Raw genomic sequence first — 20506 nt, 5'->3', positions numbered from 1 at the left:
ATTTTAAAACAATTGGTAAGAAGTAATTTATCCTAGTTATCTAGGACAGCCCCATCATTTTTTTCGCAAAAACTTCCCACAAAGGACACCCCATGAAACTCTACATCTACGACCATTGCCCGTTCTGCGTTCGCGCCCGCATGGCATTTGGGCTTACCCAAACCCCCGTGGAACTCATCACGCTCGCCAACGATGATGAAGCCACGCCCATCGGGCTCATCGGCGCAAAACAAGTGCCCATCCTGCAAAAAGACGATGGCAGCCACATGGGCGAAAGCCTAGACATCGTGCGCCACATCGCCGCGCAAGCCAATACGCCCATCAACGAAACCATCCGCTCCAGCATCCAAGCATGGGCAGACCAAGTGGGCGAATATTACAACCAACTGCTGTTCCCCCGCAGTATCCAGCTTGGCTTGCCCGAGTTCGCCACGCCATCCGCCGTGGTGTACTTTATCCTGAAAAAAGAAGCCAGCGTTGGCACAGGCATCGCCCAAATGCTAGACAAAACGCCCGAGCTGCTCGCCCAAATCCACCGCGACTTGCACGCCCTAGCCAGCCAAATCCACAGCGATATGCTCAACGGTAGCGACATCAGCATGGAAGACATCATCATCTTCCCCATGCTGCGCAATCTCAGCATGGTGCGCGGCATCCAGTTCCCGCAAGTGGTGCAAGACTACATCGCCAACATGGCAGCACGCAGCCAAATCAACACCTATTTTGACTGCGCCGTGTGATGCGCCAAGCGGCACATATAGGCAGCCTGAAAACTGGTTACACGATGAACGCCAGCGCATACGTTGCGATGGCTCAATCGCCCATTGGCAACACGTTTAACCGTTTTCAGGCTGCCTAACATGAATACAATACACACAATAGGCAGCCTGAAAAACAATCGGCAGCCTGAAAAACAAAAACCGTTTTCAGGCTGCCCTGCCCCATCCACCCCACAAAACCCAACCCACCCCATGAAAACCCCGCTTATTCTCGCCATCGCCCTATTCGCCCTGCTCACCGCCATCGCCCTGCTCGCCAACTGGCACACCCAACGCCAAACCGCCGCCTATCTCTACGACAACGCCGCGCAAATCCCCGCGCAAAAAGCCGCCCTACTGCTGGGCACATCCCCCACCCTTGCCGACGGGCGCAGCAATCTCTACTTCGCCCACCGCATCCGCGCCGCCGCCGAACTCTACCGCGCAGGCAAAGTCCGCTACATCATCGTCAGCGGCGACAACCGTAAACGCGGCTACAACGAACCCGAAGCCATGAAAGCCGCCCTTATCGCCCAAGGCATCCCTGCCGAGCGCATCATCCCCGACTACGCAGGCATCCGCACCCTAGACTCCGTACTCCGCGCCCGCAGCATCTTCGTGCAGCCAAGCTACATCATCGTCTCACAAAAATTCCACAACGAACGCGCCGTGTACCTAGCCCGCGCCCACGGCATCCACGCCACCGCCTACAACGCCGCCGATGTAAAAATCTACGCAGGCGGCTTCAAAACCCGCGTCCGCGAATATGGCGCACGCATCAAAATGTATCTGGATTTGCTTACAGGCAAACAGCCCAAACACAGCGGCGAAGCCATCCACCTGCCCGATTAGCGTTTCAGGCTGCCTTGGTATTTCCAAAGGCAGTCTGAAAATTTTGTAAAACCTGTAACCAATGGAGCGTCGGCAGCTCGCCGATATTTCGCTTACATCACACCAACCAGCCCAATTTAGCGACGAGCCGTCGCCGCTCCATTTCAGTTTTCAGGCTGCCTAACCGCGGGTGCAATATTAGGCAGCCTGAAACCATCCCCGCGCCCTACGGCTTGCTGGCAAGCCGTGCCCTTGCCCCTATCGCCCGCCCCAATCAAACTGCTGCGCGCGGCTGCCATTGCACGCGCGAATTGCCAGATGGCTTTCCGCCGCATCAAGGCATTTGCCCGAAGCCACGCTGCGGATGCGGCTGCCATCGGCATACCAACGCTGGTTGTCCTTGCCGTTGCAGGCAAACAAAATCACGCGGCTGCCGTCGCGGGTTTCGTCGCCTGCCACGTCCAGACAACGCGCGTTTTGGCGGATGGTACCGCTGCGCCCATCCCAGCGGAACAGTTGGTTCGCCTGCCCGTGGCAGCGATAGCGGATTAGGCTGCGGTGGTCGTCGCCATGGATGTCCAAGCATTCCCCTTGTGTGGTGCGAATCAGCCCTTCCGCATCGCGCTCGGAGCGATGGCTATGGTGGCTTGGCTCGCGGGCATCAATGTGGATGGTATCGGGCAGGGAAACGCCGCAGGCGGTGAGCAGCAGCGGCAACAGCATGGCGGTTAAAGATTTTTTCATACGGATTTCTTTCGTGATAACAATGAGATGGGTTTTCAGGCTGTCTTAGCAAAACCTTAGAACCTGTATTCACTATTTCCATAGGCAGATTTTATGAAATAAAAGCGCGGATACAAGGCAAAAAGCGCAGTAAGGTTGGACACCTTGCGAGCATTTTTAACGCAGTAGCCACGTTTTTAGGGCATAAAAGATATCTATGGAAATAGTGAATACAGGTTCTTAATAGCAGTGTGTAGGATGGGCAACTTGCTTGCCCACCATGGCGGATAGCTTTAACGTTTTGGTGGGCAAGTGAATTGTCCACCCTACCATTTGGCGTTTTCAGGCTGCCTTTGCATCCGCGCAATAGGCAGTCTGAAACGCAAAACAAAACAGCAACAGCGCATCATCAGCTTATCCCGCCCTACTCCCCCCGCATCAACTGCGCCGCATCCGCGTTAATCCCCCGCAACACCGCCGCAGGGTCATCCGCCTGCGTAATCGGTCGCCCCATCACCAAATAGCTCGCCCCCGCGTTCAACGCAGCCAGCGGGGTCATAATGCGCCGCTGGTCATCCCGATTATTCGCCGTATCCAAGCGGATACCAGGGGTTACCAGCAAAAATTCGTTGCCCAAATGCTGCCGCAATAGCCGCGCTTCCTGCGCCGAACACACCACGCCATCCAGCCCCGATGCTTGAGCCAATTTCGCCCATTGCAGCACCAGCGTTTCAGGCTGCTGGTTGAAACCGATTTCGCGCAAATCTTCCGCCGTCATGCTGGTGAGCACGGTTACGCCAATCAACTGCGGGCGATGCGCATAATTTGCCACCGCTTCTGCCGCCGCTTCCATCATGCGCCGCCCGCCCGCAGCGTGCATATCCACCAGCCACACGCCCATCTCTGCCGCCACTTTGCACGCGCTGGCAACGGTGTTGGGAATATCGTGGTATTTCAAATCCAAAAACAGCTTAAAGCCTTGATGAATGAGCTTTTCTGCCAACGCGCGCCCCGTGGCGGTAAACAATTCTTTACCAATTTTTAACTGGCACAATTCGGGCGACAAGCGGCGCACAAACGCCAGCGTGTCGGCTTCGTTGGCAAAATCCAGCGCCACAATCACGGGCGTGGGCTGGGTGGAAAGCGGGTAATCGGTCATCAAAGGGTTCATGGTGCAGTCTCGTTTTTGCAAAAAAAGGTTATTTTACACGTTTTAACGCAGTTTCTCGCAGGCTAGTGTTTTCAGGCTGCCCCGCGGCTTAGTGTATTCAGTTTTTTCTCTAATATAGTCGTTCCACACAGCCTTAGACAAGGCGGCGAGCCGCAGATAGTACAAGTAGTACAGCAAAACTGGCTTTGTCCAAATCTACGATTTGGCAACAAACCATTTCGCCCGTGGTGGGCGGGCCAACGCGGTATAAGGCTGTGTGGAACGACTATAATTTGTAAAGATTATTTTTTTTCTTTACAATGGTTCTATTGCTTTTTGCACGTTACAAAATAAGGAAAATTTATGAACAGCTTGCGAACTCTATTCGTTTTAACATTGGTGGGGCTGCTGGCGGCGTGTGGTCAATCGGAAGATGCGCCCGTATCCAGCGGCGGCAGCGGGGGCAGCGGACATTCATCCGCCAACCGTGGTTACAAAAAAGCAGACAAAAAAGCCAAATTGTCCGACCTAGAAAACGCCGATTTGCAGGCCATTCAAGATATTTTCGCCGCTTCCAATATCAGCAACATGGAAGTGCGCCAAAACGCCAAAAATTGGAGCTACAAAGCGGGCTTTGAGCCCAGTTGCAGCGCGTATCAATCGTTTTACAATTCGCAACGCTTGCTGTATGCCGACATCGCGCCGCAGATCCAAGCCTTAAAATTGCAAACCGTGTTGGGCAAAGAATTGGTGGCAACGCTTGCCCCCGCGTTGGACAAAATCGCCGATGCTTCCGACCAAATGGTGCTGCTGGATTGGGATGCTTGCGGCACAGCCGAATTTGCCAACAAGCTCGCTCCCGCTGCCAAGCAAATGGCGGAAGCCAACCGCGTTTACGCCAAAGCGATTGTGCAATACAGCGATGCGATTAAATCGCACGAAATGTTTACCCTAGCCGATGAAACTTCGGTGTTGCACACCGCCACCGACACCGAAAAAGCGTTGAAATATCTGCAAGGGAAGCCTGAAAAAGGGCATGAATCGTCCGCCCCTGCGAAGTAGTTAATCATAAGGCAGCCTGAAATTCTGTTTTCAGGCTGCCTTTTGGTTTGTATGACCCTTGTTTACATCATTGTTTACAAGATTGAAACTTTTGCAAAACCCCAGGCAGTAGCCTGAAACATTAAGAAATGCCGTCATTCCCGCGTAGGCGGGAATCTTGTCAGATATTCATAAATGTGTGTAAAAACAATCCATTGCATGAATTTAACCAAGATTCCCGCCTGCACGGGAATGACGGAGAATTGACTATTTCTTGTTGTGTTTTAGGTTTTGCAAAGGTTTCAGATTGTTCACACGACCACCACGCTGTAAACACGCCATTTTCCATTTACCCCAACCATGACCCGCATCCACGCATGGGCAAACATCCCCAGCCTTGCCCACATCCAAGCCCATCTCGCCCAGCATCCCGATAGCCAGCATCTTATCTTCTGCCTGACCGATAACCACGTTATCCCACCATGGCAGCCTGAAAACGAGCAACAGCACGCTCTTGCTCAAGCATGGCAAGAAACCACGCGCTGCCTTGTGTACGATGCCGTGAACTACATCCGCCAATGGCAGCCTGAAACCGACCTTTGGCTGCTGCCACCGCACGCCGCCAGCCATCTGCACGAACACTTCCCGCAGCCTGAAAACATCATCTGGCACACCGTGCCCATCGCCCAACAGCCCGCCCAGCCGCTCAAAGCATGGCAACAGCCGCCACAAAGGCAGCCTTACCCCTTTGTCCAGATCTCCGATTTGGGTATAAAGGGGGATGCCGCAGCGCAACGTGCAAGGCTGAAAACACAATCCCCACCCCATGTGCTTATCATCGGCGCAGGCATCGCAGGCGCAGCCACCGCCCACGAATGCGCCACACGTGGCGCGCGCGTAACCGTGCTGGAAGCCCACGCCCCCGCCCAAGCCGCATCAGGCAATCAACAAGGGCTGCTCTACGCCAAAATCTCCCCCCACGCCACCGCTCAAACCGAGCTGCTGCTCGCAGGCTACGGCTACACCCGCCGCCTGCTGCAACGCCTGTTCCCGCAACAGCAAAACTGGGGCGCAAGTGGCGTGCTGCATCTCAACCACAACGAGAGCGAAACCCAGCGCAACACCCAACTAGCCCAAAACCCGCATTATCAACACCTTTACCGTCCCGTCTCGCCCGCCCAAGCCAGCCAAATCGCAGGCATCCCCATCGCCCAAAACGGGCTATATTGGCAACAAGGCGCATGGCTCAACCCGCCCGCGCTTATCCACGCCCTGCTGCGCCACCCCAACATCACGCTCCACCGCCACACGCCCGCCCACAGCATCCACCACAGCGGCGAGCAATGGCGCGTCCACACCCCCAACGGCATCTTTTCAGGCAGCCACATCGTCTTTTGCACAGGCGCAGACAACGCCCACACCCCCATCATCCAACACTACCCTTTCCAAATCATCCGCGGGCAAACCAGCATCGCCCCCGCCACCCAAGGCAGCCTGAAACTGAAAACCGCCCTATCCGCCGCATCCTACATCTCCCCCGCATGGCAAGGCGAACACTGCTACGGCGCAACCTTCGCCCCCAACAACCCCAGCCGCCAATGGCAACACGCAGACGAAGCCGCCAACCGCCAAGCACTCGCCCAACTTTCCCCCTATCTCGCCCAACAGTTTGCCGATTACTATGCCGCGCAACCGATTGGGCAGCCTGAAAACGAATTTGAACCAATCCCAAACCAACCCACCCATTCAAGCAGCCTGAAACCCAACGCAGCAAATCCCAACAAAACCCACCCCAAAGGACACACCGCCACCCGCTGCGACTGCCACGACCATCTCCCCGCCGTTGGCGCAATCAGCGACCCCGCCGCCCTACGCACCACCTATGCCGCCTACGCCCTAGACAAAAACTACCGCATCGCCACCCCCTGCCCCTACCTGCCCAACGCCTACACCAACACCGCCCACGGCAGCCGCGGGCTCGCCACCGCCCCCATCTGCGCCGCCGAAATCGCCGCCCAAATCTGCCACACCCCCCGCCCCCTATCCGAACGCCTGCGCCAAGCCCTAAACCCCAACCGTCTCATCATCCGCCAAATCATCCGCAGCAAAACATAACCCCGAGCCCCATCATGCCCACCCCGCAATACTTCCTACTCAACACCAACCTTGCCCGCCACCCCCAAGACCACCGCTTTATGCTGGATAACCACGTCGCCGCCGCCTTTGAAGACGGCTACAAAGAAAAAATCGCCCGCATCGCCCAAGGCGACTACGTCTTTCTCTACGCATCAAAACGCGGCATCGTCGCCTACGGACGCGCCAACGGCAACGTGCAACAAACCGACCATCTCGGCATCGCTAACCAAACCTTTTACCAACAACTAAACCCTTTCATTTCCCTAGAACACAACCCCCTGCCCGCCTGCGAAATCAAAACCACACTCGGACACGCCATCGCCTTTGTGCAAACGCTCAGCCGCATCACCGATGGCGAAAAATTGCTGCACCATCTGCAAAACAGAGAACAAAAAGGATAAACCCATCAGGCTTATCCCTACCGTTTCACCATTTTCAGGCTGCCTATTTTCCACCGCAGCCTATGGAGCGGCGACGGCTCGTCGCCAAATAAACATTGAGAGCTACGCTCATCAGAAAGCTGCCAAAAAGCCCGCCAACGCCCATAGCCCAAGGCAGCCTGAAAACATATCCAACAGTTTCAGGCTGCCTTTACCAGTAGGGTGTGCAGCTTCGCTGCGCACGCGGTTTACAAGCCAATCCAGTCCAACCGCGTGCGTGCCTGTGGTACACACCCTACGCGCCGACTAAATCAAATATTTCTTGATTTTTCCCACGCACACCCATGCTCAACATCCTCGCCCTTATCCTATCCAGCATCATCTGGTCGCTGCTGTGGCTGCTGTTCGTTGCCCTATGCCTGCGTCATTTTCCTTGGGCAATGGCACACGACTACCCACCCGATATGCAACAAGCCGCCGCTCTTCCCGCGCCCACGCCTGCGCAAAAAAGACGCACCGCCCTATTTGCCGCCGCAGTCTTTGCCATACTGTTCGCCTTTGCCATCGCCATCACGCTGCTCGCTTACGCAGGGCAGCCAGCATCGTTTGCCACCCTTTTTTGCCATCTCTGGCTGATGGGCATGGCGTGGAATGCAGTGGATTTATTGCTGTTGGACTGGCTGCTGATTTGCACGCTCGGCTCGCCGCTGTTTCTGCTCCCCAACACCGCGCATTGCGCAGGCAGGCGCAATTTTCGTTTCCACTTTATCGGCTTTTTAAAAGGCTGCATCGCCATGAGCATCATCAGCGCAGGGCTGGCGGTTGTAACATTTGGTTGGATGCACATGATGCGGTAAACAAGGGCAGCCTGAAATCTAAGAACCTGTATTCACTATTTCCATAGGCAGATTTTATGAAATAAAAGCGCGGATACAAGGCAAAAAGCGCAGCAAGGTTGGGCACCTTGCGAGCATTTTTAACGCAGTAGCCACGTTTTTAGGGCATAAAAGATGTCTATGGAAATAGTGAATACAGGTTCTTAGATTTCATGCTGCCTTTCCCTGCCCAATCCCGCCCACAAAAAACAGCCGCTCAAAATCAGCGGCTGTTTGTTTTGCTTTGTTACTCAGCAAATTCATCCAACATATCCATCGGCGGCGCAAAAAACAGCGTGCCCGTATGCGCGGTGCTGAAATCCAAAATACGGTCATAATTGCCTGTTGGGTTGCCGATAAACATATTATCCAGCATCTTTTTTACCGTGCTAAACGTGCGGGCATAAGCAATAAAATAGGTGCCCATTTCGTTTGCGCCCGCGCGCCCAAACGGCATATTGTCGCGCACCACCTTAAACTCATCGCCCACATTCGCCAAAGCAATATGCGAATTGGCGGGCTTTTCATCATCATCCATTTCAATATCGTCTTGCTTGCTGCGTCCGATTACTTTCTCTTGCTCGGCAACGGGCAGCTTGCGCCATGCGTTCATGTCGTGCAGATATTTTTGCACGAACACATAGCTGCCGCCCTGATAGGCTTCGTCTTCCTTGCCAATAATCGCAAAATGCGCACGCTCGGCGGGGTCGTGCGGGTTTTCCGTGCCGTCCACAAAGCCCAAGATGGAACGCCCATCCCAATAGCGAAAGCCGTGCACTTCTTCCACGCAGTCCGCCGCTGGCGTGAGCAAGTCCGTTAAAACGGCTGCCATATCGTATAACACGCTTTGCTGCTCAGCACGCAAATGCAAGTGCACATCGCCACGGGTGGCAACGGCAGTGTGTTTCGCGCCTTTGATGGGGGCAAATTCGGCTAACTCGCGCGGCAACGGCTGCGGCAAATCCAAGCGCAGCCATGCGCCGTGGCTGATGCCCAGCACCACGCTGGCTTTTTGTTGCGGAAAACGATTGGTGGCAGAATTGTTGAGATTGCCGATTAAGCCGCACAGGCTTTTGAATGCGGGGGAAGCGTCGATGCCGTCTTTGAAATTCCACACCATAAAAATGGTGTTTTCGTTGGGCGTATCGGTTACGCGTTGAGATTGAATATCAGTCATTTTTATCCTATTTTTCAGTTGTTCGCGGTTTGCGGCGCGATTATAAGAGTTGAAAAAATGGAAAGCAAATTAGGCAGCCTGAAACGCTTAAACCCCGTTTTCAGGCTGCCTTTATCGCCCACCGCATCTCACTCATCCGCAATCAACTGCCGCTCGCTCTCAAACACCTGCACCGCATATTTGCAGCCCTTTTTATCCGCGTTCACGCAAGAAACCATCTGCGGCACAAGCTGGTAGCTGCCCGCTTGCGTGGCGTAAAAGCCAAACATCGGCGAAGCATCCGCCGCGGTGTCGGCTTTCAGCGTTGCGCCGTCTTGTTGCAAGGCTAAATCTATGTTGCTGCATTCATCGGCGCAGTCGGCAAAAAAGGCGTAGTGCTTGCCTGCCGCCAGTTTAACGTTGTGCTGGGCGGTTGCGCCTGCGGTGAGCTTGCTGGTTTTGCGCAACAGCTCGCGGGCATTTTTGTCCACCGCGTTGATTTCCATTTGGTTGATAAACGGGGCTTTGTCTGCCCACGTCGCCAGCAGTTTATTGTTGGCAGAACAAGCGGTTAGGCTGGCAAGCAGCAGCAAAAAGATGGGGGTGCGCCACATGGTTATTCCTTTGTAAACGGGGCAAAACAGCGTTTCAGGCTGCCTATTCGCGCGCCAAAATCATCGCATCGCCGTAGCTGAAAAAACGGTATTGCTGTGCAACCGCGTGGCGATACACCGCGCGGATTTTATCGCAGCCTGAAAACGCCGACACCAGCATCAGCAGCGTGGATTTTGGCAGGTGGAAGTTGGTAATCAAGCGGTCTATCACTTGGAACTGAAAACCGGGGGTGATGAAAATATCGGTGTCGTCCTGCCCTGCTTTCAGGCTGCCTGAACGGGCGGCGGATTCAATCGCCCGCAGCGAAGTCGTGCCCACCGACCACACTTTGCTGCCGCGCTGCTTGGCGGCGGCGATTTTGGCAACCGTGTCGGCGGGCACGTCAAACCATTCGCTGTGCATTTTGTGCTCGGCGATGTTGTCCACGCGCACAGGCTGGAATGTGCCCGCGCCCACGTGCAGCGTTACTTCGGCAAACTCCACGCCTTTGGCTTTCAGGCTGCCTAACAGCGCATCGGTGAAATGCAAGCCTGCGGTGGGCGCGGCAACTGCGCCTTGGAACTTGGCGTACACGGTTTGATAACGCTCATCGTCCGCCGCATCAGCCGCGCGCGCGATATACGGCGGCAGCGGCAATTTGCCGTGCTGTTCCAATAATTCGTACACCGTTTGCTTGCCCGCAAACTGGATTTTGAACAGCTCATCGGCGCGTTCCAGCATGGTGGCGTGGATGCCGCCGTCAAAAATCAGCTCCGCGCCTGCCTTGGGCGATTTGGACGAGCGAATGTGCGCCAGCGCGGTGTGCGCATCCAGCACGCGCTCAATCAGGGCTTCAATTTTGCCGCCGCTGGCTTTTTGCCCAAACAGCCGCGCGCGCATCACTTTGGTGTTGTTGAACACCAGCACATCGCCCGCGTTGATGTAGCGCGGCAAATCGGAAAACTGTTGGTCTAAAAAGGTTTGGTCGGCAGGCGACGCATCGGGCAGCGCAACCAGCAGGCGGCTGTTGCCACGCTGGGCAGGCGGGTTTTGCGCGATAAGATGCTCGGGGAGCGTGAAATCAAAATCGGAAAGTTGCATGGTTGGAATTTTGTTTAAGAGATGGGCAAGGGGCGGGATTATACGCGGGTTGGGGATTGTTTTCAGGCTGCCTTTTCGGGTTGGATGGAATAGTTTAGGCAGCCTGAAAACCACCGCTGCGGGCTTTTCAGGCTGCCTTTGATATTTGCCAATAGGCAGCCTGAAAAAAGAGAGAAAACGGTTTTTCAGGCTGCCCAAATAACGCCGCAGATTACTCAGGCGCAATTTCAGTATAAGGCACGCGCCCATCAATCAGCGCAAGCGTTTCTTCGCCGCTGTGCGATTTCACATATTGCTCCACTTCGGCTTTGGCTTTGGGCGCGTTGGGCAGATAAGCGGTTTCAATTTCCGACAGCTTGCTGTCAAAGTTGCGGCGAGCCAGCTCGTTGCTATCGTTGCCGCTTTGCTTGGCTTGCGCAGATTTGGCTAACACATAAGCCGCAAAGGGGCTTTTGGGCACGCCATGCCCTTGCATATACATCAGCGCGAGCGAATACAAGGCGGGCGCGTTGTTGCCTTTGGCGGCTTGGCGATACCAATACGCGGCGGTGTCGTAGTTTTGTTCTGTGCCCTGCCCTAAATCATACAGGCGAGCCAGTTTGTAGCGCACGGCGTTGTTGCCCGATTGCGCGGCGACTTTGTAAAACGGCAAGGCTTGGGCAAAGGCTTGCATACTTTCATCGTAGCAGAAGCCTGCGTTGGCGGCGTTGGCGGCATCTTTATGCAAGTCGTACACTTTTTCCAAGTTGCGGCAGGCGTGGTTCACATCTTTGGGCACGCCGTCTCTGCCGTCCAAATACGCCATCGCGGTTTCGCTTAGGGCTTGGGTGTTGTTTTGGTCGGCGGATTTGTTGAGCCAGAAGATGCCGTTTTGCCAATCGCCCGAATCGGCATAAAACTTGCCCACGGTGTATTGCGCATCGGCATCGCCTGATAACGCGCTTTGGAACGCGCCAAAGTCGTTTAACAAAATATTGTGGTCGGCGTGTTGCGCGTTGAGCCACGAATTGCCCATAAACGCGCCCGCGCCCAAAATGCCCACAAGGGCAAGAACGGCAATGGTTTTACCAGAATTGTTTGCTGCCATGATGTTATTCCTTGTTAATCTAATGAATTGAACAGACGACATTTTAACATATCTTTTCAGATGCCCCTATTTTCAGGCTGCCTTAGGGCGTTTCTGTATGTTTAAAGACACAAAGGCAGCCTGAAAACGGGATTGTGTTATAATCCTTTCTTTTCAAAGGATAAAACGATGGCAAACAAACCCAAATCCCGCGCCAACGCGCCGCAAGAATCGCTGATAAGCAATCTGAACCACAAGCGCGAAAACTTAAAACACACCAGCATACTGCGTGGGAATTTACTCAAAATTTCTATTATTTTCTTGCTGTGTGCCAGCTTGTTTAATGTGATTATGATGTTGAAGCGATAAACCACGATAGGCAGAAATCTTTGCAAAAACTAAGAACCTGTATTCACTATTTCCATAGGCAGATTTTATGAAATAAAAGCGCGGATACAAGGCAAAAAGCGCAGTAAGGTTGGACACCTTGCGAGCATTTTTAACGCAGTAGCCGTGTTTTTAGGGCATAAAAGATGTCTATGGAAATAGTGAATACAGGTTCTTAAATTTGTGGCATATGTAAAATCAAATTATGCCCGTGTCGTCGGGCATAAATGCCCGACCTACGATAAACAACATTTCTTATTTTGCAGCCCCTAAGGCTTTTACAAAGGTTTCAGGCAGCCTGGAACGCTATTCTCTCCGTACACAAAAAACAGCACGTTTTGCGCGTGCTGTTTTTGTTTTCAGGCTGCCTATTTTTTCTTAGCGTGTTTCAGCGAATCAATCGCCACCGCCATCACAATAATCGTGCCTTTGATGATGTATTGCCAATAGGGGCTCACGCCGATGTAGCTCAAACCGTAGTTAATCAGCGTGAAAATCACCACGCCCATCACCACGCCAACCACCGTGCCCACGCCGCCGCTAAACGACACGCCGCCGATGACGCAAGCGGCAATCGCGTCCATTTCATACATAAAGCCCAAGTTGTTGGTTGCCGAGCCGATGCGCCCCGCTTCCAGCAAGCCGCCAAAGGCATAGAACACGCCCGATAGCGTATAAACGCCGAGCAGGTTAAGCGTAACGTTTACGCCCGACACCCGCGCCGCTTCGGGGTTGCCGCCGATGGCAAACAGGTTTTTGCCAAAGCGCGTTTTGTTCCAAATAATCCACATCAACACAATCGCCACCAGCGCATACACGGTGATATACGACAGGCGAAAGCCGCCAAGGCGGAAAAAGCCTTGCGTGAACTGCGAATAGCTTTCGGTGAAGCCCGCAATCGGCGCAGAGCCAACATGGTCGTAATACAGCGAATTGATGCCGTAGATAATCAGCATCGTGCCGAGCGTGGCGATAAACGGCGTTACGTTTAACACGGTTACGATGATGCCGTTCACCAAGCCAATCACCGCGCCAATGGCGCACGCCAGCAGGATAACCAGCGGAATCGGCACTTCGCCCAAATTAGGGAACACTTTGTTGACATTGTCCACTGATTGCAACAGCGTGGCGGAAACCACCGCCGCCAGCCCCACTTGCCGCCCCACGGACAAATCCGTGCCCTGCGTAACAATCAGCCCCGCCACGCCCAGCGCGATAATCACGCGCACGGATGATTGGGTCAAAATATTGCTGAAATTGGTTAGGCTCAAAAAGCTGGTGTCTTTGGAGACAATCACCGCCAGCAAAATCAGCAGCACAAAATAGAGTGCATAGTTTTTAAATAGCTCAAAGGCTTGGTTGGAAGCGGTACTCATATTGGGTTTCCTTTGGGGGATGGTTTTTCAGGCTGCCTTGCGCGGTGTATTGCGGGGTTTCAGGCTGCCTGTGAAGTTTTAATTGGGTTGAACGACTATTTAAACAGCGATGCGGGCAAATGCCCATTTGGCTTTTTCAGGCTGCCTATCGGCTCTGCCATCACCTGATTCAGGCAGCCTGAAAAACGATTTACAGATACTTCGCCGATAGCTGCAAAATCTCTTCTTGGCTGGTTTTCGCGGTTTCCACTATGCCCGCCACGCGCCCCGCGCTCATCACAAGGATGCGGTCGGTGATGCCGAGCAATTCGGGCATTTCGGATGAAATCATAATCACCGCTTTGCCGCGCGCCGCCAAATCGTTAATCAGTTGATAAATTTCAAATTTCGCGCCGATGTCAATGCCGCGCGTGGGTTCGTCTAGCATCAAAATTTCGGGGCTGGTGAGCAGCCAGCGTCCCAAAATCACTTTTTGCTGGTTGCCGCCCGATAGCGAGCCGATGCGCGTTTTGTGCGCGGGAGTTTTCACGCGCATGGCATCAATCACCCATTGCGTGTCTTCTTTCATTTTTTTGTTATTCAAAAAGCCAGATTTTTCGTAGCCGCGAATGTTGGAAATCAACGAGTTAAAGCTGATGTCTAGCCCACCAAAAATGCCCGTGCTGCGCCGTTCTTCGGTTACCAGCGCAAAGCCGTTTTTAATCGCATCCACAGGCGAATGGTTGTTCACCAGCTTGCCATGCACGCGCACTTCGCCGCCTTGTTTTTCGCGGATGCCAAACAGCGTTTCCACAATATCGGTGCGTTTTGCGCCCACCAAGCCGCCAATGCCCAACACTTCGCCTTGGCGCAATTCAAAGCTCACATCTTGGATAGACGGTTGATTTTTCGCGGTTAAATGGCTCACTTGCAACACCACTTCGCTGGGCGTGTTGGTTTTTTCTGGGAAGCGTTGCGTTAAGCTGCGCCCCACCATTTTGGCGACCAGTTCGTCCATATTGGTTTGGGCAACTTCTAGCGTGTCTATCCATTTGCCATCGCGCAAAATGGTGGTTTCATCGCAAATTTTGAAAATTTCTTCCATTTTGTGCGAGATATAGATGATGCCGCAGCCGCGTTGTTTCAGTTTTTCAATGATTTTAAACAGATGGGCGACTTCTTTTTCTGATAGCGATGAAGTCGGCTCGTCCATGATGACGATTTTGGCGTTATACGAGAAGGCTTTGGCGATTTCTATCATTTGCATTTCGGAAACGGATAGTTTCGCCACTTTTTCGCGCGGGTTGATGTGGATGTCTAGCTCGTTGAAGATGGCTTGCGTGTCGGCAAACATTTTGGCTGTGTCCACAAACAAGCCTTTGGTGGGGTATCGCCCCAGCCATAGGTTGTCCATCACCGTGAGCTGTTTCACCAAATTCAGCTCTTGATGCACCATAGAAATGCCGTTTTCCAACGCTTCTTTCGCGCTGCTGAAATTGACTTCTTTGCCCAAAAATTGAATGCTGCCCGAATCTTTGGCGTAGATGCCAAACAGGCATTTGAGCAGCGTGGATTTGCCTGCGCCGTTTTCGCCCATCAGCGCGTGCACCGAATGGGCTTTCACGGTTAGGTTTACACCATCCAAGGCTTTGACACCAGGGAAGGCTTTGTGCACATCGGTCATGGCGAGCAGGATTTCGTGTTCAGGCTGCGTGGGGTTGGGGGGCGAAGCGGTCATGGGGGTTGTCCTGTTGTTGTTATGGTGGTGGTTATGGCGATTGAGATTAAAGGGTGGCAACAGCGTTTTCAGGCTGCCTTTTGCGGAACAAGATACCATTTAAGGCAGCCTGAAACAGCTAAACGTTTATATCGCCATTTCAGTTTTCAGGCTGCCTTTGGGTCTTAGAACCTGTATTCATTATTTGCATAGGCAGATTTGATGACATAAAAGCGTGGATACAAGGCAAAAAGCGCAGCAAGGTTGGACACCTTGCGAGCATTTTTAACGCGGTAGCCGCGTTTTTAGGGCATTAAAGATGCCTATGAAAATAGTGAATACAGGTTCTTACAAGGCAGCCTATCGCTTACTTCGCAAATTTATCCAAATTGGCTTTATCCACGCCCACATAAGGCACGCGAATCATATTGTTTTCCAGCTTCAATTCAGGATTTTGTTTCGGGTCTTTGCCGTTTGCCAAATCCACCGCCAGCGCGTAAATCGCTTTGGCTTGCGTGTCGCCATCGTTTAACACCGTGCCCGATAGCGTGTCGGCTTTAATCATTTGCAAGGCTTCGGGCAGCGCATCCACGCCAAAGGTGGGCAACACTTTGCCTTGCGCTTTCATCGCTTCCACCGCGCCCATTGCCATCGCATCGTTGTTAGACAACACCACTTCAATCTGCTTGCCGCTAGGCCCTGCCAGCCAAGCCTGCATGATGTCTTTGGCTTTGGCAGCGTCCCACATCCCTGTATCCAGTTGCAACTGTTTCACTTTGTAGCCATCGGCTTTCAGTTTTTCCACCACATATTTGGTGCGCGCTTCCGCATCGGGATGACCAGGTTCGCCTTTGAGCAACACATAATCAATCACGCCGTCTTTGTTCAAATCCCACTCAGGATGCGCTTTCCAAGAATCGCCCACCAATTTGCCTTGGATTTCGCCCGATTCTTGCGGATTGGTGCCGATAAAATAAGCCTTGTCGTAGGTTTTCAACGCGGCTTCCCCAGGGTCTTTGTTAAAGAAAATCACAGGCACATCCGCCGCTTTGGCTTTGCTGATAATGGTCGGCGCGGCGGCGGGGTCAACCAAGTTAATCGCCAACACTTTCACGCCTTTGGACAGCAATACGTCCACTTGGTCGTTTTGCGTAGATTGGCTGTTTTGCGAATCGTTGAGCAGCAATTCAGCCGTTTTGTGCGTTGCCGCTTCGTTTTCCAAAGCCTTGCGCATCAACGACATAAAGTTGTCGTCATATTTATAAATGGTAACGCCAACTTTTGCGCCTTCGCCCACCGCAGCCGCGCCGCTGGATTGCGCCGCTTGCGCGCCCGAAGCATTGCCCGCAGGCGCGCTGTTGTTGCCCGCATCGCCGCAAGCTGACAAGCCCAAAGTGGCGCACAAAACCGTAGCCAAAAATGTTGGTTTAAATTGCATGATTACATCTCCAAAAGTGGGTTTACATCGTTTTCAGGCTGCCTATTGCCAGATGCCCAAGGCAGCCTGAAAACCAATTTGAACAGATTAGCTGCGCAATACAGCCAACTACACAAAACTACAATGAACAAGTTTCTACCAAACGAAAAACTTTGTAAACCCACAAATTTTGCCATTGGGCAAACGATTTGAATTTAAATTGAAAAAAAATGTATGTTTTCGTAAAAATTCGCCATAAAATAGCCAAAATTCTGTTTCACAACACTACACGCGAGTATCCATCCCATGTTCTCCCCCGCCGACCACCCCCACCGCCGCTATAACCCTTTAACGGAAAGCTGGATTTTAGTCTCCCCCCATCGCGCCAAACGCCCGTGGCAAGGGCAGCAAGAAAAAGCCGACACCGCGCCCAAGCCCGCCCACGACCCCGCCTGCTACCTTTGCCCGCGCAACACGCGCATCAACGGCGAAACCAATCCCGATTACGCCGAGCCATTCGTGTTCACCAACGATTTTTCCGCTCTCCTGCCCGACACGCCCGTGTTTAGCGACAACGCCAACCTGCTGTTTCAAAGCCAAAGCGTGCGCGGCATCAGCCGTGTCATCTGCTTTTCGCCCGACCACAGCAAAACCCTGCCGCAGCTCACGCAGCCTGAAATTGAGCGCGTGATAGCCGTGTGGCAAGCGCAAGCCGCCGAGCTGGGGCAAAGCTACCGCTGGGTGCAGATTTTTGAAAACAAAGGCGCGGTGATGGGCTGCTCCAATCCGCACCCGCACGGGCAGATTTGGGCGAGCGATTTTCTGCCCGACTTGCCCGCCAAAGCGCACGCCGCGCAGCAACGCTATTTCAGGCTGCATGGCAGCAATTTGTTGCACGATTATGCCGCCGAAGAATTGCGCCGCCGCGAGCGCATCGTGGTGGAAACCGCGCATTGGCTGGCGGTTGTGCCCTATTGGGCGGCGTGGCCGTTTGAAACGCTGCTGTTGCCCAAATTCCCCGCCCAGCGCATCACCGATTTGTCGCCCGCCGAACGCGCCGATTTGGCATTGGCATTGAAGCAGCTCACCACGCGCTACGACAACCTGTTTGAAACCAGCTTCCCCTATTCAATGGGCTGGCACGGCGCGCCGTTTGACGGCGAAGCGCACCCCGAATGGACGCTGCACGCGCATTTTTATCCGCCGCTGCTGCGCTCGGCAACCGTGCGCAAGTTTATGGTGGGCTATGAAATGCTTGCCGAAGCGCAACGCGATTTAACGGCGGAGCAAGCGGCGGAAAGATTGGCGGCGTTGTCGCTGGTGCATTATTTGGAGCGATGATTTTCAGGCTGCCTGTGGCTGTTTTTATCAACAAGGGCAGCCTGAAAATAAGCAGGGTGGGCAACTTGCTTGCCCACACGATGTGAACTACCAAACCTGTTTTCAGAAGGAACCCCCCATGACCCCCACCCCACTCCCCCAACTCTTCCAACAACAATTCGCCCGCCCCCACGCCGCGCTCATTCGCGCCCCCGGTCGTGTCAATCTTATCGGCGAACACACCGACTACAACGACGGCTTCGTACTGCCCTGCGCCATAGACTTCGCCACCCACGTCGCCATCGCCCCCAACGGCAGCCGCAGCGTGCGAGTGTATGCCGCCGATTACAACGAGCGCGACGAATTTTCGCTAGACGCGCCCATCGCCCCATCCGAAAAACAATGGGCAAACTACATTCGCGGCGTGATTTGGGTATTAGCCGAACGCGGTTTCAGGCTGCCCGAAGGCGTGGACATCGCCGTCAGCGGCAACGTGCCACAAGGCGCAGGGTTAAGCTCGTCCGCCGCGCTGGAAGTCGCCATCGGCAAAGCCGTGCAACATATTTTCAGGCTGCCTTTAAGCGAAACCGAAATCGCCCAAATCGGGCAATACGCCGAAAACCGCTTTGTCGGCTGCAACTGCGGCATCATGGACCAACTCACCAGCGCGCGCGGGCAAGCAGGGCACGCCGTGTTGATTGACTGCCGCAGCCTGCACACCGAAGCCGTGCCCATTCCCTCAGGCTTGGCGATTATGATTATCCACAGCCATGTGCAACGCGGCTTGGTGGGCAGCGAATACAACACCCGCCGCGCCCAATGCGAAGCCGCCGCCGCCCATTTTGGCGTACCCGCCCTGCGCGACCTATCGCTCGCCCAGTTTGACGCAGGCAAGCACGGCTTGGACGCAACCGCCGCCCGCCGCGCCCGCTACATCATTCAAGAAAACCAGCGCACGCTCGATGCCGCCGCTGCCATGCGCCGCAACGACATCGCCGCCCTAAGCCGCCTAATGGCCGCCAGCCACGCAGGCATGCGCGACGAATTTGAAATCACCCACCCCGCCGTGGACACGCTGGTGGCACTCGCCAGCGAAATCATCGGCGAACGCGGCGGCGCACGCATGACAGGCGGAGGCTTCGGCGGCTGCATCGTCGTCCTTGCGCCACACGATTTGGTAAACGCCGTGCGCCAACACATCGCCCAGTATTACCACGCACGCACGGGGCTGCAAGAAGAAGTGTTTGTGTGCACGCCGCAGGCAGGGGTGAGCGTGGTTGAATGATTTTTTGATGGTTTGAGATTTAGAACCTGTATTCACTATTTCCATAGACAGATTTTATGACATAAAAGCGCGGATACAAGGCAAAAAGCGCAGCAAGGTTGGACACCTTGCGAGCATTTTTAACGCAGTAGCCGCGCTTTTATGTCATAAAATCTGTCTATGGAAATAGTGAATACAGGTTCTTAAATGCAGCATTTGGCGACGAGCCGTCGCCACTCCATTTTAGGTTTTCAACCTTGCGCGTTGCGCTGCGGTATAACCATTTATACCCAAATCAAAGATTTGGACAAATGGATAAGGCTGCCTTTGCCCTACCCGCTTGCCACGTTTATCGCCGTTGCGCTACTATTCGCCTGCTTTTGACGGCGCATTGGGCGGACATTTGACGATAAACGCAGCGCACTAAAAGCACTTAGTTTCAGGCGCGCCCAAGGCAGCCTGAAATTCACTCAACCCACCACAAGGAAAACTGAATCATGACAACCGTTACACTCGCTGGACAACCCGTACAACTCAACGGCGCATTGCCCGCTGTCGGCGCAGCCGCACCCGCATTCACGCTCACCGCCGCCGATTTATCCGACAAAACGCTGGCGGATTTTGCAGGCAAGCGCAAAGTGCTCAATATTTTCCCCAGCATTGACACAGGCGTGTGCCAACAATCGGTGCGCACGTTTAACCAACGCGCATCAGCATTAGCCAACACCGTTGTGCTGTGCATTTCTGCCGATTTGCCCTTTGCCCAAGCGCGTTTTTGCGGCGCGGAAGGCTTGGACAACGTGGTAACGCTGTCTAGCTTCCGCAGCAACTTTGCGCAGGATTACGGCGTGGCACTGGCCGATGGCGCGTTGCGCGGTTTGACTGCCCGCGCGGTGGTGGTGCTGGATGAACACGACAAAGTGCTGCACGTTGGTCTCGTGCCCGAAATCAAAGAAGAGCCTGATTACGATGCGGCGATTGCGGTTTTGTAATCGGTCGTCCTTGCTGTAAACAAAGGCAGCCTGAAAACGGGGTTATGCGTTTTCAGGCGTAAGTAACAAATTTACTGCTAAATCCAAGAACATAGCCGCTAAGTAACAAATTTACTGCTGCAAGTTCATTTTTTGGAAAAATAGTCTTTAATAAACCTAATCCTGCCATCCTTACTCATCCCCTGATAACACCTCAAAAGCCGTTTCATGTCCGAGAATGTGCCGTCCAAGAGATTGGTGGTA

Annotated in this window: 25 protein-coding genes; 15 read left to right on the top strand and 10 right to left on the bottom strand. The window is 53.8% G+C overall.

The features are described 5' to 3' along the window. The first annotated feature begins 92 nt into the window (after positions 1–92). Complete coding sequence (grxB, locus tag Q4A85_RS10760; RefSeq protein ID WP_303110217.1) at positions 93–740, top strand: glutaredoxin 2; 648 nt, start codon at positions 93–95, stop codon at positions 738–740. Between the two features lie 120 nt (positions 741–860). Then, complete coding sequence (locus Q4A85_RS10755; RefSeq protein WP_303110215.1) at positions 861–1610, top strand: vancomycin high temperature exclusion protein; 750 nt, start codon at positions 861–863, stop codon at positions 1608–1610. A 143-nt stretch (positions 1611–1753) separates the two neighbouring features. Here Q4A85_RS10755 and Q4A85_RS10750 read toward each other — a convergent pair whose 3' ends face one another. Together Q4A85_RS10750 and Q4A85_RS10745 are read right to left on the bottom strand one after the other, a co-directional pair. After that, positions 1754–1888, bottom strand: a complete 135-nt coding sequence (locus tag Q4A85_RS10750) for a hypothetical protein (protein ID WP_303110213.1) — start codon at positions 1886–1888, stop codon at positions 1754–1756. Then, the gene (locus Q4A85_RS10745; RefSeq protein ID WP_303110211.1) at positions 1848–2333 is read right to left on the bottom strand and encodes a ricin-type beta-trefoil lectin domain protein; all 486 of its coding nucleotides are present in this window, start codon (positions 2331–2333) and stop codon (positions 1848–1850) included. Before Q4A85_RS10745 ends, Q4A85_RS10750 begins: the two co-directional genes overlap by 41 nt. A gap of 291 nt (positions 2334–2624) precedes the next feature. On the opposite strand from Q4A85_RS10745, the gene Q4A85_RS10740 reads away from it, so the two are divergent. Further along, positions 2625–2774, top strand: coding sequence for a hypothetical protein (locus Q4A85_RS10740; protein ID WP_303110209.1), 150 nt, complete (start codon positions 2625–2627; stop codon positions 2772–2774). Here the strand turns inward: Q4A85_RS10740 and pyrF are convergent. Beyond that, complete coding sequence (gene pyrF / locus Q4A85_RS10735; protein ID WP_303110207.1) at positions 2737–3483, bottom strand: orotidine-5'-phosphate decarboxylase; 747 nt, start codon at positions 3481–3483, stop codon at positions 2737–2739. The two genes, Q4A85_RS10740 and pyrF, sit on opposite strands and share 38 nt — an antisense overlap. A gap of 342 nt (positions 3484–3825) precedes the next feature. Here pyrF and Q4A85_RS10730 point away from each other — a divergent pair, with 342 nt between their 5' ends. From Q4A85_RS10730 to Q4A85_RS10710, 5 genes are all read left to right on the top strand, one after another. Next, a complete protein-coding gene (locus Q4A85_RS10730; RefSeq protein WP_303110206.1) occupies positions 3826–4524 on the top strand; it encodes a hypothetical protein in 699 nt (232 codons plus the stop codon). A 339-nt stretch (positions 4525–4863) separates the two neighbouring features. Next, on the top strand, positions 4864–6618 hold the full coding sequence (gene mnmC, locus Q4A85_RS10725; protein ID WP_303110204.1) for an FAD-dependent 5-carboxymethylaminomethyl-2-thiouridine(34) oxidoreductase MnmC: 1755 nt from the start codon (positions 4864–4866) through the stop codon (positions 6616–6618). 14 nt (positions 6619–6632) lie between these two features. Then, the gene (locus Q4A85_RS10720; protein ID WP_303110202.1) at positions 6633–7040 is read left to right on the top strand and encodes a hypothetical protein; all 408 of its coding nucleotides are present in this window, start codon (positions 6633–6635) and stop codon (positions 7038–7040) included. Beyond that, positions 6991–7329: a hypothetical protein gene (locus tag Q4A85_RS10715; protein WP_303110200.1), complete on the top strand. Its 339-nt coding sequence runs from the start codon at positions 6991–6993 to the stop codon at positions 7327–7329. Before Q4A85_RS10720 ends, Q4A85_RS10715 begins: the two co-directional genes overlap by 50 nt. Before the next feature lie 34 nt (positions 7330–7363). Then, positions 7364–7876 (top strand): hypothetical protein, encoded by a 513-nt coding sequence (locus Q4A85_RS10710; RefSeq protein WP_303110198.1) that lies wholly within the window; start codon positions 7364–7366, stop codon positions 7874–7876. Between the two features lie 265 nt (positions 7877–8141). Here Q4A85_RS10710 and Q4A85_RS10705 read toward each other — a convergent pair whose 3' ends face one another. From Q4A85_RS10705 to Q4A85_RS10690, 4 genes are all read right to left on the bottom strand, one after another. Then, positions 8142–9071, bottom strand: a complete 930-nt coding sequence (locus Q4A85_RS10705; RefSeq protein WP_303110196.1) for a Dyp-type peroxidase — start codon at positions 9069–9071, stop codon at positions 8142–8144. Positions 9072–9199: 128 nt separating this feature from the next. Further along, a complete protein-coding gene (locus Q4A85_RS10700; protein ID WP_303110194.1) occupies positions 9200–9664 on the bottom strand; it encodes a hypothetical protein in 465 nt (154 codons plus the stop codon). Positions 9665–9707: 43 nt separating this feature from the next. Beyond that, positions 9708–10745, bottom strand: a complete 1038-nt coding sequence (gene queA / locus Q4A85_RS10695; protein WP_303110219.1) for a tRNA preQ1(34) S-adenosylmethionine ribosyltransferase-isomerase QueA — start codon at positions 10743–10745, stop codon at positions 9708–9710. A 211-nt stretch (positions 10746–10956) separates the two neighbouring features. Beyond that, positions 10957–11832: a tetratricopeptide repeat protein gene (locus Q4A85_RS10690; protein WP_303110192.1), complete on the bottom strand. Its 876-nt coding sequence runs from the start codon at positions 11830–11832 to the stop codon at positions 10957–10959. Positions 11833–12000: 168 nt separating this feature from the next. Between Q4A85_RS10690 and Q4A85_RS10685 the strand changes: the two genes are divergently transcribed. Beyond that, positions 12001–12180, top strand: a complete 180-nt coding sequence (locus Q4A85_RS10685; RefSeq protein ID WP_303110190.1) for a hypothetical protein — start codon at positions 12001–12003, stop codon at positions 12178–12180. A gap of 386 nt (positions 12181–12566) precedes the next feature. Here Q4A85_RS10685 and mglC read toward each other — a convergent pair whose 3' ends face one another. Then, complete coding sequence (gene mglC / locus Q4A85_RS10680) at positions 12567–13574, bottom strand: galactose/methyl galactoside ABC transporter permease MglC (RefSeq protein ID WP_303110189.1); 1008 nt, start codon at positions 13572–13574, stop codon at positions 12567–12569. Positions 13575–13586: 12 nt separating this feature from the next. Between mglC and Q4A85_RS10675 the strand changes: the two genes are divergently transcribed. Next, a complete protein-coding gene (locus Q4A85_RS10675) occupies positions 13587–13742 on the top strand; it encodes a hypothetical protein (protein ID WP_303110187.1) in 156 nt (51 codons plus the stop codon). 22 nt (positions 13743–13764) lie between these two features. Here Q4A85_RS10675 and mglA read toward each other — a convergent pair whose 3' ends face one another. Further along, the gene (mglA, locus tag Q4A85_RS10670; protein WP_303110185.1) at positions 13765–15291 is read right to left on the bottom strand and encodes a galactose/methyl galactoside ABC transporter ATP-binding protein MglA; all 1527 of its coding nucleotides are present in this window, start codon (positions 15289–15291) and stop codon (positions 13765–13767) included. A gap of 33 nt (positions 15292–15324) precedes the next feature. Here mglA and Q4A85_RS10665 point away from each other — a divergent pair, with 33 nt between their 5' ends. Beyond that, entirely contained in the window at positions 15325–15459 is a 135-nt protein-coding gene (locus Q4A85_RS10665; RefSeq protein ID WP_303110183.1) for a hypothetical protein, read from the top strand. Between the two features lie 178 nt (positions 15460–15637). Here Q4A85_RS10665 and mglB read toward each other — a convergent pair whose 3' ends face one another. Continuing rightward, positions 15638–16708 carry a galactose/glucose ABC transporter substrate-binding protein MglB gene (gene mglB, locus Q4A85_RS10660; RefSeq protein ID WP_303110181.1) on the bottom strand — a complete coding sequence of 357 codons (1071 nt, stop codon included), beginning with the start codon at positions 16706–16708 and terminating at the stop codon, positions 15638–15640. A gap of 285 nt (positions 16709–16993) precedes the next feature. Here mglB and galT point away from each other — a divergent pair, with 285 nt between their 5' ends. The 4 genes from galT to tpx all read left to right on the top strand — a co-directional run bounded on the left by galT (position 16994) and on the right by tpx (position 20263). Beyond that, positions 16994–18028 carry a galactose-1-phosphate uridylyltransferase gene (gene galT / locus Q4A85_RS10655; RefSeq protein WP_303110179.1) on the top strand — a complete coding sequence of 345 codons (1035 nt, stop codon included), beginning with the start codon at positions 16994–16996 and terminating at the stop codon, positions 18026–18028. Positions 18029–18146: 118 nt separating this feature from the next. Then, positions 18147–19292: a galactokinase gene (galK, locus tag Q4A85_RS10650; protein WP_303110178.1), complete on the top strand. Its 1146-nt coding sequence runs from the start codon at positions 18147–18149 to the stop codon at positions 19290–19292. Between the two features lie 186 nt (positions 19293–19478). Then, a complete protein-coding gene (locus Q4A85_RS10645) occupies positions 19479–19655 on the top strand; it encodes a hypothetical protein (RefSeq protein ID WP_303110176.1) in 177 nt (58 codons plus the stop codon). A 113-nt stretch (positions 19656–19768) separates the two neighbouring features. Then, positions 19769–20263, top strand: coding sequence for a thiol peroxidase (tpx, locus tag Q4A85_RS10640; protein ID WP_303110174.1), 495 nt, complete (start codon positions 19769–19771; stop codon positions 20261–20263). Positions 20264–20506 lie beyond the last annotated feature (243 nt).

The organism is Kingella sp. (in: b-proteobacteria) (genome assembly GCF_030527935.1).
Lineage (GTDB): Bacteria > Pseudomonadota > Gammaproteobacteria > Burkholderiales > Neisseriaceae > Kingella_B.
The sequence above is the reverse complement of the archived record's forward strand: the minus strand, read 5'-3'. Positions and strand labels throughout refer to the sequence as shown.

What these genes read in the sequence shown, in the direction of transcription:
- grxB (WP_303110217.1), top strand. Translation starts at nt 93, where the DNA reads ATGAAACTCTACATCTACGACCATTGCCCGTTCTGCGTTCGCGCCCGC.
- Q4A85_RS10755 (WP_303110215.1), top strand. Translation starts at nt 861, where the DNA reads ATGAATACAATACACACAATAGGCAGCCTGAAAAACAATCGGCAGCCT.
- Q4A85_RS10750 (WP_303110213.1), bottom strand. Translation starts at nt 1,888, where the DNA reads ATGGCAGCCGCGCGCAGCAGTTTGATTGGGGCGGGCGATAGGGGCAAG.
- Q4A85_RS10745 (WP_303110211.1), bottom strand. Translation starts at nt 2,333, where the DNA reads ATGAAAAAATCTTTAACCGCCATGCTGTTGCCGCTGCTGCTCACCGCC.
- pyrF (WP_303110207.1), bottom strand. Translation starts at nt 3,483, where the DNA reads ATGAACCCTTTGATGACCGATTACCCGCTTTCCACCCAGCCCACGCCC.
- Q4A85_RS10730 (WP_303110206.1), top strand. Translation starts at nt 3,826, where the DNA reads ATGAACAGCTTGCGAACTCTATTCGTTTTAACATTGGTGGGGCTGCTG.
- mnmC (WP_303110204.1), top strand. Translation starts at nt 4,864, where the DNA reads ATGACCCGCATCCACGCATGGGCAAACATCCCCAGCCTTGCCCACATC.
- Q4A85_RS10720 (WP_303110202.1), top strand. Translation starts at nt 6,633, where the DNA reads ATGCCCACCCCGCAATACTTCCTACTCAACACCAACCTTGCCCGCCAC.
- Q4A85_RS10715 (WP_303110200.1), top strand. Translation starts at nt 6,991, where the DNA reads ATGGCGAAAAATTGCTGCACCATCTGCAAAACAGAGAACAAAAAGGAT.
- Q4A85_RS10710 (WP_303110198.1), top strand. Translation starts at nt 7,364, where the DNA reads ATGCTCAACATCCTCGCCCTTATCCTATCCAGCATCATCTGGTCGCTG.
- Q4A85_RS10705 (WP_303110196.1), bottom strand. Translation starts at nt 9,071, where the DNA reads ATGACTGATATTCAATCTCAACGCGTAACCGATACGCCCAACGAAAAC.
- Q4A85_RS10700 (WP_303110194.1), bottom strand. Translation starts at nt 9,664, where the DNA reads ATGTGGCGCACCCCCATCTTTTTGCTGCTGCTTGCCAGCCTAACCGCT.
- queA (WP_303110219.1), bottom strand. Translation starts at nt 10,745, where the DNA reads ATGCAACTTTCCGATTTTGATTTCACGCTCCCCGAGCATCTTATCGCG.
- Q4A85_RS10690 (WP_303110192.1), bottom strand. Translation starts at nt 11,832, where the DNA reads ATGGCAGCAAACAATTCTGGTAAAACCATTGCCGTTCTTGCCCTTGTG.
- Q4A85_RS10685 (WP_303110190.1), top strand. Translation starts at nt 12,001, where the DNA reads ATGGCAAACAAACCCAAATCCCGCGCCAACGCGCCGCAAGAATCGCTG.
- mglC (WP_303110189.1), bottom strand. Translation starts at nt 13,574, where the DNA reads ATGAGTACCGCTTCCAACCAAGCCTTTGAGCTATTTAAAAACTATGCA.
- mglA (WP_303110185.1), bottom strand. Translation starts at nt 15,291, where the DNA reads ATGACCGCTTCGCCCCCCAACCCCACGCAGCCTGAACACGAAATCCTG.
- Q4A85_RS10665 (WP_303110183.1), top strand. Translation starts at nt 15,325, where the DNA reads ATGGCGATTGAGATTAAAGGGTGGCAACAGCGTTTTCAGGCTGCCTTT.
- mglB (WP_303110181.1), bottom strand. Translation starts at nt 16,708, where the DNA reads ATGCAATTTAAACCAACATTTTTGGCTACGGTTTTGTGCGCCACTTTG.
- galT (WP_303110179.1), top strand. Translation starts at nt 16,994, where the DNA reads ATGTTCTCCCCCGCCGACCACCCCCACCGCCGCTATAACCCTTTAACG.
- galK (WP_303110178.1), top strand. Translation starts at nt 18,147, where the DNA reads ATGACCCCCACCCCACTCCCCCAACTCTTCCAACAACAATTCGCCCGC.
- Q4A85_RS10645 (WP_303110176.1), top strand. Translation starts at nt 19,479, where the DNA reads ATGCAGCATTTGGCGACGAGCCGTCGCCACTCCATTTTAGGTTTTCAA.
- tpx (WP_303110174.1), top strand. Translation starts at nt 19,769, where the DNA reads ATGACAACCGTTACACTCGCTGGACAACCCGTACAACTCAACGGCGCA.